Source organism: Mycobacterium sp. E3298, assembly GCF_001666895.1.
GTDB lineage: Bacteria > Actinomycetota > Actinomycetes > Mycobacteriales > Mycobacteriaceae > Mycobacterium.
In genome coordinates, this window is the sequence record NZ_LZJB01000087.1 from 1 (window position 1) to 9,626 (window position 9,626).

At 71.9% G+C, this 9,626-nt stretch carries 11 protein-coding genes; 4 read left to right on the plus strand and 7 right to left on the minus strand.

Features of this window, described 5'->3' with window-relative positions; genetic code table 11:
* From A9X05_RS03980 to A9X05_RS30340, 3 genes are all read right to left on the minus strand, one after another.
* Nucleotides 1-414, minus strand: a 414-nt coding sequence (locus A9X05_RS03980; RefSeq protein WP_197498904.1) for a DUF2064 domain-containing protein, incomplete at its 3' end; no start/stop codon positions are given.
* Nucleotides 411-1,064, minus strand: a complete 654-nt coding sequence (locus tag A9X05_RS03985; protein WP_067779308.1) for a glycosyltransferase family 2 protein — start codon at nt 1,062-1,064, stop codon at nt 411-413. The genes A9X05_RS03980 and A9X05_RS03985, both read right to left, overlap by 4 nt.
* 7 nt (nt 1,065-1,071) lie before the next feature.
* Nucleotides 1,072-2,712: a hypothetical protein gene (locus tag A9X05_RS30340; RefSeq protein ID WP_067779311.1), complete on the minus strand. Its 1,641-nt coding sequence runs from the start codon at nt 2,710-2,712 to the stop codon at nt 1,072-1,074.
* Between the two features lie 278 nt (nt 2,713-2,990).
* Here A9X05_RS30340 and A9X05_RS03995 point away from each other — a divergent pair, with 278 nt between their 5' ends.
* Nucleotides 2,991-4,655, plus strand: coding sequence for a hypothetical protein (locus A9X05_RS03995; protein WP_067779315.1), 1,665 nt, complete (start codon nt 2,991-2,993; stop codon nt 4,653-4,655).
* 5 nt (nt 4,656-4,660) lie between these two features.
* Here A9X05_RS03995 and A9X05_RS04000 read toward each other — a convergent pair whose 3' ends face one another.
* Both A9X05_RS04000 and A9X05_RS04005 read right to left on the minus strand, forming a co-directional pair.
* Complete coding sequence (locus tag A9X05_RS04000; protein ID WP_067779317.1) at nt 4,661-5,689, minus strand: NAD(P)-dependent oxidoreductase; 1,029 nt, start codon at nt 5,687-5,689, stop codon at nt 4,661-4,663.
* Nucleotides 5,686-6,462: an S-methyl-5'-thioadenosine phosphorylase gene (locus A9X05_RS04005; RefSeq protein WP_067779319.1), complete on the minus strand. Its 777-nt coding sequence runs from the start codon at nt 6,460-6,462 to the stop codon at nt 5,686-5,688. Before A9X05_RS04005 ends, A9X05_RS04000 begins: the two co-directional genes overlap by 4 nt.
* A gap of 75 nt (nt 6,463-6,537) precedes the next feature.
* Between A9X05_RS04005 and A9X05_RS04010 the strand changes: the two genes are divergently transcribed.
* Together A9X05_RS04010 and fabH are read left to right on the plus strand one after the other, a co-directional pair.
* A complete protein-coding gene (locus tag A9X05_RS04010; protein ID WP_067779322.1) occupies nt 6,538-7,410 on the plus strand; it encodes a 1,4-dihydroxy-2-naphthoate polyprenyltransferase in 873 nt (290 codons plus the stop codon).
* Nucleotides 7,411-7,517: 107 nt separating this feature from the next.
* Nucleotides 7,518-8,525, plus strand: a complete 1,008-nt coding sequence (gene fabH / locus A9X05_RS04015) for a beta-ketoacyl-ACP synthase III (RefSeq protein ID WP_067779324.1) — start codon at nt 7,518-7,520, stop codon at nt 8,523-8,525.
* Here fabH and A9X05_RS04020 read toward each other — a convergent pair.
* Complete coding sequence (locus A9X05_RS04020) at nt 8,519-8,809, minus strand: DUF4229 domain-containing protein (protein WP_067779326.1); 291 nt, start codon at nt 8,807-8,809, stop codon at nt 8,519-8,521. The genes fabH and A9X05_RS04020 overlap by 7 nt on opposite strands.
* Before the next feature lie 121 nt (nt 8,810-8,930).
* On the opposite strand from A9X05_RS04020, the gene A9X05_RS30345 reads away from it, so the two are divergent.
* On the plus strand, nt 8,931-9,092 hold the full coding sequence (locus A9X05_RS30345; protein ID WP_156670027.1) for a hypothetical protein: 162 nt from the start codon (nt 8,931-8,933) through the stop codon (nt 9,090-9,092).
* Nucleotides 9,093-9,096: 4 nt separating this feature from the next.
* Here A9X05_RS30345 and A9X05_RS04025 read toward each other — a convergent pair.
* A partial coding sequence (locus A9X05_RS04025) for a MinD/ParA family protein (protein ID WP_197498905.1) occupies nt 9,097-9,626 on the minus strand: 530 nt, incomplete at its 5' end.

Consider the following 9,626-nt stretch of genomic DNA (forward strand, 5'->3'; position numbering starts at 1 on the left):
GGCCTGCCCGAGCACGGCCGGCGCCTCCCGCAGCCGGTGGGCGCAGTCGGTCAGCAGGTCGGCGGTCACCTGCGGGGTGTCCATCCCGATCTGCACCACCGGATAGCCGTCGGCGGCGTCGGCGTGGGCGTTGGCCAGCCGGTCGACGAAGTCGGCACCGCGCTGCGGAATCACCGTAAAAGCCTGCAGCCGTTGCCGAATCTCGGCGGCCCCGGCCGCCGCATCCAGATCGCCGGTCATGGCCACCACGCGGTTCGCCGCCGGCGCGGCGGCGACCGCGTCCAGCGTGTCCAACAGCGCGGCCGCGGCGATCTCGGCGGCCACCAAGTCCCCCACGGTGGCCGCGAGCCGGGTCTTGGCCAGGCCCGGCTCCGGCGCCTTGGCCACCACCAGCAGCGTCACCGGCAAGGTCACGAGATCACCTTCCAGAAGTCCAGGATCGCCGTGACGCTCCCCCGCAGGGACCCGCTGACCTTCGACTTCCCGCCGGTGCGGGGACCGTAGCTGACGTCGAGCTCGACCACGCGCCAACCGGCTGCCGCCGCGCGCACCAGCAGCTCCAGCGGATAGCCCGAGCGCCGGTCGGCGACGCCAAGGTTCAGCAGCGCCTCGCGCCGCGCCACCCGCATCGGCGCGATGTCGTGCACCGGCAATCCGTGGCGGGTGCGCAGCCGCCAGCTCATTACCACGGTGCCGACCCGGGCCACCCACGGCCAATGCAGCCCGGGCACCGGCCGGCGCCGGCCGATCACCAGGTCGGCGCCCTGCTCGAGCACGGCGACCAGGCGCGGCAGGTCACCGGCGTCCATCGAGCCGTCGGCGTCGATGACCGCGACGATCGGGGTGGTCGCGGCGAGCACGCCCGCGTGCACCGCCGAGCCGTACCCGGCCCGCGGCTCGGCGACCACCTCGGCACCGTGCCGCCGCGCCACCGCGGCGGTGTCGTCGGTGCTGTTGTTGTCGACCACCAACGCCCGGTATTCGGCGGGGATGGCGGCCAGCACGGCCGGCAGTGACTCCTCCTCGTTCAGGCAGGGCAGCACCACCGTGACCGCGTCGGGCATCACCGGCTCAGAACCCGCGATGGGGGTGAGGCTGCTGCGGGGCGAGCGTCTGCGGTTGCTGGGTCTGCGGTTGCTGGGTCTGCGTGTGCGGCGGCGCCACCGTCGTTTCGTGGGTGCTGGGCGGGGGCGCCGCGGTGGTCGGCGTTTGCGTCGAGGTGAGCGGGGTCTTGGTGTTCGTCGGCGGCGTCGTGGTCGTCACCGTAGGCGGGGTGGTCGTCGTCGGCACCGTCGTGGTGGGCGTGGTGGTGGACGGCTCCGTGGTCGTGGGCGTCGTTGTGGTGGTGGTAATCGTCGGCGTCGTGGTGGTGGTGGTTGTGATCGTCGGCGTCGTGGTCGTCGGCGGGTTGAAGGGCGGCGGATATATCGGGACGGGAACGATGACCGGGATCGGAACGGGCACAGCGGGATTGGGGTTGGGGACGACGCCGGGCACGTCGGGCGCCACCGGGGCGGGCGCGGCCGGGACACCCGCGCCGGGCGAGGTGCCCTGCGCCGGAAGAAGGCCATTGGCGTCCGGGATCACGCCACCCTGGAAACCGGCGTTGGGCTGGTCGGCCGGAGGCGGGGGCACCGGCGCCTGCTGCTGCGTCGGCAACAACGGCATGAACTTGCCCGGGGCGGCGTTCTGGTGGCCCACCACCGGCTGCTGGCTCGCGGTGGGACGCACCGCGATGGCCACCGCGGCGGCCAGCGACGCGAAACCGATGACGGCGAAGGCGATCACGGCGTTGCCGACCACCAGGGACCGGCGGCTGAGCCGCGAGGGGATGGCCTCGGTCTGATCGAAGTCGTCGTATCCGTCGTATTCGTCGTATTCGGGGTCGTACTCGTCGCCGGCGAACGGCTCGGCGTCCTCGGTCATCGAGTACGCCAGCTGCGGTTCCTCGGCGGCCGGCGGGGGCACCACCGTCGTCTCGTCCCCGGTGGGCCCCGCGGCCGGCGCCATCGCGGTCTCGTCGCCCGTGAGCCCCACCGCCGGAGCCATCGCCGTCGCATCCCCGGCCGACAACGCCGTCTGCGCCGCGGCCGCCATGGCGGCGCCCCGGGCGACCGCGAAAGACGGGTCCTCGGCGACCTGCACCCGCATGGTCGACGCATCGCGGAACTGGTCGGCGACCCGGGTCAGCTCGGCGGAATCGCCCACCAGGTACACCTCGCCCGGGGCGTCCGGCCGGTTCCCGAGTTGGGCCATCATCGTGTCGAAGGTGGCGGTGGCGTCGCCGCCGGCCAGCGGCTGCTGGGCCAGCACGGTCGGCGGTGCGTCCTGGTCCTCGGCGGAGCCCGGCACCGACAGCGTCGCCGTCGCGTCGTTCATCACCAGCGCGGCGCCGGGGCGCCCGGCCGCGCGCATCAGGGCGGCCACCGCCTGTGACTCGGAGAGCACGGCGACGTTGGGGACGCCGGAGTTCTCCAGCGCCTGCCGCAGCTGCCCGGCCAGCGGATCGTCGTTCCAGCACAGCCGGGTGCCCACCAGCCGGTGGTTCTCGTCCGCCAGCAGCCGATTGGTGCCGACCACCGTCTCGGTGAGTTTGCCGACCGGGTTGTCCTCCAGGTCGACGACGGATTGGTCGATCACGTCGGCGCCCGGCCCGACAAGCGCCAAGCGGGCGACGGGGCCCGTGACCGCGACCCCCAACACGACGTCCATCCCGGTTCTCCTTCGGCTGGCCACCCCACGGCCAGCAATGTCCCGGCATCATTACACTTGCGATACCGTTGGCAGTATCCGTTATTCGGGCGACAAGGTTTGCCTATAGCGCAGCGTAACCAGCTTCTCGAACCACAGGACGGTCGCCGGGGAATCTGCCACGGCGTCCGAACGGAGATTATGTTCGCAAGCGAGCAGTGCGGCCGCCCCGGCAGGGTATTCGCCCGCCGCGCAACCGAAGCTGCGCAGCAGGCGATCGTCGTTGATTTGCGGGGGGCATGGTGAGCCAGAGCAGCGACGACGCGCCCACCGGCCCCATTCAACGACAGGCGCAGGAGACCACCCGCATCGTCCGGCCGGGCCCGAACGCCGCGGCCGCAACGCCCGATCCGACCCGCCGCCGCTGGGCCGGCGACCTGACCGCCGTCGCGCTGCTCGTCATCGCCCTCTTCCTGCCGTGGAATCTGTATTTCGGCGTGGGGATTCCGGGCAGCAAGCCGGTCCTGTTCGCCGCGCTGCTGGCGGTGACCGTGCTCTCCCTCGTCGCCGTCGCGGTAGCCGGTTCCTGGAGGACGTCGGGCGCGCGATTCAACCCCGCCACGGCGGGCCGGCTTCGCCTGGCGCTCAACATCCCCTACGCGCTGCTGGTGCTGGCGTTCGTCGGGTTCGACGCGTTCGAGACCGTCCGGTTCGGCGGCACGGTGAACGTGCCGGGCGGCGTGGGGCCCGGAGCGTGGGTGGGCATCGCCGGGTCACTGCTGAGCGCGCAAGCGGTCGCCAACGGCGCCCGCTCGGGACCGGTGCCCGAGGGCGACGAGTACGCCGGCTGGCTGAGGGCGGCCCGGCTCATCGGTTATGCGTCGATGGCGTTGGCGGTGCTCAGTTTTGGCTTCAACCTGTATTGGCGGGTGCGGTACGCGCTGCAGAACACCGGAGGCGCCGCCGCGTTCGGCAAGCAGAACGTCGCGGTCATCGTGACGGCGGTGGTGTACGGCGTGGTGGCCCTGGTCGCCGTGCTGGTCGCCGCCAGGTGGTTGCTGCGCGGCACCAGATCCGCCCGGCTGGCCACGGTCGCGCTCGGCGCCTCGACGGCGGTCGCCGGCGTCCTGGTGTGGAGCCTGCCGCTGGGGCGGGACATCGACGCGTTCCACGGCATCGCGCAGAACACCTCGACCGCCGGGGTCGGCTTCGAGGGCTACCTGGCGTGGGCCGCGGCCGGGGCCGTGTTCGCGCCGCGGACCCTCTTCGGTCATCGGAACACCACCGGGGCCGAGGAGAGCGCCTGGCGGGCGGCGGCCCGAAATGGCTTGCTGCTCATCGCCGTATGGGGCCTGGGTTCGATGGTGATGCGGCTGACCGATCTCTTCGTCTCCGTGAGCCTGAACTACCCCTTCTCGCGTTACGACAGCGTGGTGCTGGCCGGGTTCGATCTGGCCACCGCGCTGCTGGCGATCTGGCTGCGCATCAACCTGGCCGACGCCACCCGCTCCGCGCGACTGATCTCGTCGCTGTGCGGGCTGGTCGCCACACTGAGCGTCGCGCGGGTGGTGGTGGGCGTGGTGCTGGCACCGCGATTCGCGGACTCACCGACCTCCCCGGCGCAACACCCGGTCTACGGGAACAACCTCGCCCAGCAGATCACCAGCACGTTCGACGTGGCCCTGTGCGGCCTTGCGCTGTGCATCCTGGGGGCGGCCATCGTCACCGGGCAGCTCCGCGGCCGGCGCCTGCGCCGCCGCCGCATCGCCCGCAAGGCCGCCGCCCCGGCGGGCGGCGCTCCCACCGGACCCCGGGCGCGCGTGCCGGTGGGCCAGGCCGCCACACCGTCGGCCGCGGCGACCACCCGGATCAGCACCGGCCCCCGGATCTTCCGGGGCGACGATTCCGCGACGCGGCAGATACCCCTTCAGAAACCCAAGATCTACCGCCCGCCACAGCCCTGAGGGGCTCAGCGCAGCGGGGCGAACGCGAACTCCCGCAGGCCCTCGGCCGGGCCGACGCGCGCCCGGAAACCCAGCACCTCGGCCGCCCGGGCCGGGTCGGCGACGATGTGGCGCACGTCGCCGCTGCGGTACTGGCCGGTGATCACCGGCGCCGGTGAACCGGCGCGCGCATCGCACAGCGCGCCGGCCACCTCAAGGATCGAGACCGGCCGCCCCGAACAGACGTTGACCGCGGTGAATCCGTCCGTGTGCTGGGTGGCCGCGAGGTTGGCGGCGGCGACGTCGTCGACGTGGACGAAGTCCCGCATCTGACCGCCGTCCTCGAAAACCCTTGGTGGTTCGCCTTTTTCGAGTGACGACCGGAAGATCGCCGCCACCCCGGAATACGGCGTGTCGCGCGGCATGCCGGGGCCGTAGACGTTGTGGTAGCGCAGCGCCACCACCGACCCGCCCGTCGACTCCGACCACGCCAGGGCGTAGTGCTCCTGCGCGGTCTTGCTGGCCGCGTACAGGCTGCGCGGCCGCAGCGCCGCTTCCTCGGCGACGAGGCGCCACTGCAGCTCCTCGCCGCCGATCGGGCAGCGGTGTTCGAAGATCCCGGCGTCGAGGTCTTCGCGCCGCCGCGGCAGCGGGTCGATGTCCCCATGCCGCCCGCAGTGGTAGCGGCCCTGCCCGTACACCACCATCGACGAGGCCAGCACCAGGCGGCGCACCCCCGCGGCGAACATCTGCGCCAGCAGCACCGTCGTGGCGAAATCGTTGTGGCCGCCGTAGGCGGGGGCATCGGCTGCGTCCACGCCCGCCCCGACCATCGCCGCCTGATGACAAACCAGGTCCACCCCGTCCAGCAGGGGCGCCAGGGCGTCGCCATCGCGGACGTCGACGCGGTGACATCCCTGCGGCAGCACCGGATTCGGGCCGTGCGCCGCGGGCAGCAACACGTCGACGCCGACCACGTCGTGGCCCGCCGCCCGCAGCGCCGCGGCCACCCGCGACCCGATGAAACCGGCCGCACCGGTGAGCAACACCCTCATGGCAACTCGACGGGCAGCGTGACCCCGGTGTGCGGCAGGCAGTGCGTGCAATTGCGTTCGCTCGCCACCCGGCCGATCGCCTGGCGCACCAGCTCCTTGAATCCCCCGATGTTCTTCTCGAATTCGGCGAACACCTCGACGGCGGTCACGCGCTCACCCGGCGCCACCCCGGCATCCAGGTCGGTGACCAAAGCAATTGTCGCATAGCACATTTCGAGTTCCCGAGCCAGCACTGCCTCCGGGTAACCCGTCATGTTCACCAAGGCGAACCCGGCCGAGGCGAACCATCGGCTCTCTGCGCGGGTGGAGAACCGCGGCCCCTGAATCACCACCATCGTGCCGCCGTCGACCACGCCCGGCAGGCCGGTCACGGCGGCGCGCAGGCTGGGGCAGTACGGGTCGGCGAAGTCGACGTGGATGCCGCCGGAATCGAAGTAGGTGTCGGGGCGGCCGCTGGTGCGATCGACCAGCTGATCGGGCACCACGACCGCGCCCGGACCGTTGTCGGGCTCGAGGCTGCCGACGGCGCAGGGCGCGAAGATTCGTCGCACCCCGAGCTTGCGCAGCGCCCACATGTTGGCCCGATACGGCACGGTGTGCGCCGAGAACTGGTGGCTGGTCCCGTGCCGGGGCAGGAACGCGACCTCGTGTCCGCCGACGGCGCCGACGGTGAGCGGCGCGCTCGGCGGCCCGTACGGGGTGTCGACGTCGACGACGCGGGTGTCGGACTCGAAGAACGTGTAAAAGCCGCTGCCGCCGATGACTCCGAGCATCCGCCCATTCTGGTGCATGGCCCGCACCGGATCGTGGGCGCGGGGGCGGGGGCGGGGTGCTGGCAGGATGTCCTCGTGGCCAATTTCGGGCAATGGATCTCTGGTGCGCGGCCGCGGACGCTGCCCAACGCGGTGGCGCCGGTGGTCGCGGGCACCGGCGCGGCGGCGTGGCTGGGATCGGCGGTGTGGTGGAAGGCGCTGCTGGCGCTGGCCGTCGCGGTCTCGCTGACCGTCGGCGTCAACTACGCCAACGACTACTCCGACGGCATCCGCGGCACGGACGACGACCGGGCCGGCCCGATGCGCCTGGTGGGCTCGCGGCTGGCCACCCCGCGATCGGTGCTCGCCGCGGCGGTGGCGAGCCTGACGCTCGGGGCGGCCGCCGGCCTGGCCCTCGCGCTCGTCAGCGCGCCGTGGCTGATCGCCGTGGGCGCGGTGTGCATCGCCGGCGCGTGGCTGTACACGGGCGGCTCGAAACCCTACGGCTACGCGGGTTTCGGCGAGGTCGCGGTGTTCGTGTTCTTCGGGCTGGTGGCCGTGCTCGGCACCGAGTACACCCAGGCGCTGCGGGTGGACTGGGTGGGGCTGGCGCTGGCGGTCTCGATCGGGGCGCTGTCGTCGTCGGTGCTGGTGGCCAACAACCTGCGCGACATTCCGACCGACGCGCAATCGGGAAAGATCACCCTGGCGGTGCGGCTGGGCGATGCCCGCACCCGCATCCTCTACCAGGGGCTGCTGGCGACCGCGGGGCTGCTGACCCTGGTGCTGATGGCCGCGACGCCGTGGTGCGCAGTGGGATTCGTTGCCACGCCCCTGGCGCTGCGCGCGGCGGGCCCGGTGCGGTCGGGGCGCGGCGGTCCGGAGCTGATTCCCGTGCTGCGGGACACCGGGCTGGCCATGGTGGCCTGGGCGATCGCGGTGGCGGCGGCCCTGGCGCTGGCCGGCTGAATCCCCGGATGTGTCGGTACTGCCCGCGCCGGCGACGGATCGGATAACAATGGGTGGTCGGCCGGCGATCAACGGCCGTTCATCGACGACACCGATCGGGGACAGCAGTGAAGCAGATCGCCGCGACCAGAGGACCGGAGAACATCGGATTGCTCAGCGTCGGGGCGTACCGCCCCGAACGGGTGGTCACCAACGACGAGATATGCGAGAACATCGAATCGTCCGATGAGTGGATCTTCACCCGCACCGGGATCAAGACCCGCCGGTTCGCCGCCCGCGACGAATCCGCCGCGTCCATGGCCACCGAGGCCGGGCGGCAGGCGATCGCGACCGCGGGGCTGACGCCGTCCGACATCGACTGCGTCATCGTCGCCACCAGCACCCATTTCCTGCAGACCCCGGCGTGCGCCCCGGCCGTCGCCGCAGCGTTGGGCGCCACGGGCGTGCCCGCGTTCGACGTCTCGGCGGGCTGCGCCGGCTTCGGCTACGCGCTCGGCGTCGCGGCCGACATGATCCGTGGCGGGACCGCCGCCAAGGTGCTGGTCCTCGGTTCGGAGAAGCTGTCCCCCACGGTGGACATGCAGGACCGCACCAACTGCTTCATCTTCGCCGACGGCGCGGCGGGCGTGGTGGTGGGCGAGACACCCGACCAGGGCATCGGGCCCACCATCTGGGGCAGCGACGGCGAACAGGCCCTGGCGATCCGGCAGGACATCGATTGGATCGACTACATGGACGCCCCCACCGGTCCCCGCCCGTTCCTGCGGCTGGAGGGCAGCGCGGTGTTCCGGTGGGCGGCGTTCGAGATGGGCAAGGTCGGCCGGCAGGCGATGGACGCGGCGGGCATCAGACCCGACGAGATCGACGTGTTCGTGCCCCATCAGGCCAACAGCCGCATCAACGAGGTGCTGGCCAAGAGCCTGGAGTTGCGGCCGGACGCCGTCGTCGCCAACGACATCGAGCACACCGGGAACACCTCGGCGGCCTCGATCCCCCTGGCGATGGCCGAGCTGCTGGAGACCGGGGAGGCCAAGCCCGGCGACCTGGCCCTGCTGATCGGTTACGGCGCGGGCCTCAGTTATGCCGCGCAGGTCGTGCGGATGCCCAACTACTGATCGGCCGGGCGCTCGTCGGGCGCGGGCTCGCCGTGCAGCCGGGCCCGCAATTGTTCGCGCTCCCGGCGCCGGCGCTCGCCTGCCACCGCCAGCGACGCGGTGGCGCGACGGCGCAACGGGCCGAACAGCCAAATACCCAGCGGCATCGCGATGATCAGCGCGAACAACGCGGCGACCACGACCGGGAACTGGCTGACCCCCATCAAGCGCGCCACCCCGTAGATCACGGCGGCGAGCATCACCGCCAGCAGCAGGCGCGCCGCGGCGTAGAGCAGAACGTCGATGACGGCCCGGCGGCCGGCGCCCGGCGCCCGGCCCTGGCCGTCGCCTGGGGCGTTGTCGCTGGCTGCTTCTGACACAGGGGAGAGCCTACGGCGCGGGTATATTCGTTCGAGGAGGTGTTGAGTGCTCTACCTGCTGCTCGTCCTGATTTTGGGGACGCTGATCTACGTTGGCTGGCGTGCGGCGCGGTCGCAAATCAACCGGCCGAAGACGCGCGTGATCGGACCCGACGACGATCCGGAATTCTTGCGGCGGTTGGGCCACGACGACAACAACCCCCGCTGAGGCGCTACGCGACCCCGGGGTTGCGCTGATCCCCCGGAAACCCATCGGCGACGATGGCCGCCAGTTCGGTGAGCGCCTCGCGCGTCGACCTCTTCAGCCGGTCCAGCTCGATCTCGGCGCCCTCTTCGAGGTGGGGGTCGAACGGCACCACCTGGACCGCGCGGCAGCGGCGGGCGAAGTGGTCGACCACCTTGTTCATGTCGACCTTGCCCGTGCGTGACCGCACCCCGTTGATGACCGCGATCGAGTTGCGCACCATCTCCTCGTGGCCGTGTGCGTCCAACCAGTCCAGCGTCGCGGACGCGCTGCGCGCCCCGTCGATGGATCCGGAGCTGACCACGACCAGAACGTCGGCCTTCTCCAGCACCGAGGACATCACCGAATGCAGCAGCCCCGGCCCGCAGTCGGTGAGGACCAGTCCGTAGAACCGCTCCAGGACGTCCAGGACGCGGCTGTAGTCCTCGGCGCTGAACGCCTCCGAGACCGACGGGTCGGTTTCCGAGGCCAGCACCTCCAGGCCGCTCGGCCCCTTCG